General features: G+C 50.7%; 1 protein-coding gene and 1 other RNA gene. Both read left to right on the top strand.

The genetic code is table 11. The annotated features are described in order from the left end of the window. A partial coding sequence (smpB, locus tag QMM04_RS22995; protein ID WP_282997210.1) for an SsrA-binding protein SmpB occupies positions 1-443 on the top strand: 443 nt, incomplete at its 5' end. Positions 444-486: 43 nt separating this feature from the next. Next, positions 487-582: a transfer-messenger RNA gene (gene ssrA / locus QMM04_RS22990) on the top strand; the annotation flags it as partial.

Below are 582 nucleotides of genomic sequence, written 5' to 3'. Positions count from 1 at the left end.
TTGCCCTCAACAAACGCGCTCGCCACGAATACTTCATTGAAGAAGAGTTCGAAGCAGGTCTGTCGTTGCAAGGATGGGAAGTCAAATCACTCCGCGCCGGTAAAGCCAACATCAGCGACAGCTATATTTTGTTGCGCGATGGCGAAGCCTATCTGTTTGGTTCCACTTTCCAGCCGCTGGCCGTAGCCTCCACACACGTGGTGTGCGACCCGACCCGTAACCGTAAACTGCTGTTAAAACAGCGCGAACTTGACTCGCTCTATGGCCGTGTCAACCGCGAAGGTTTTACCGTGGTTGCGCTGTCGATGTACTGGAAAAACGCCTGGGCCAAACTGAAAATTGGTGTGGCACGCGGTAAGAAAGAACACGACAAGCGTGACGACGTGAAAGAACGTGAATGGAAGATGGATAAAGCACGTATTATGAAGAATTCAAAGCGTTAAGCACTGGATTCAGACGTCATCTTTCTGTAGTATGAGAAGTTCTGGGGCTGATTCTGGACTCGACGGGATTGTGAAGCCTTAGGAGCATGCCGAGGGGCGGTTTGCCTCGTAAAAAGCCGCAAAAAAATAGTCGCAAACG

The organism is Pantoea sp. Pa-EAmG (genome assembly GCF_030024295.1).
Taxonomy (GTDB): Bacteria; Pseudomonadota; Gammaproteobacteria; order Enterobacterales; family Enterobacteriaceae; genus Pantoea; species Pantoea dispersa.
This window is presented reverse-complemented; position numbering and strand designations above follow the sequence as displayed.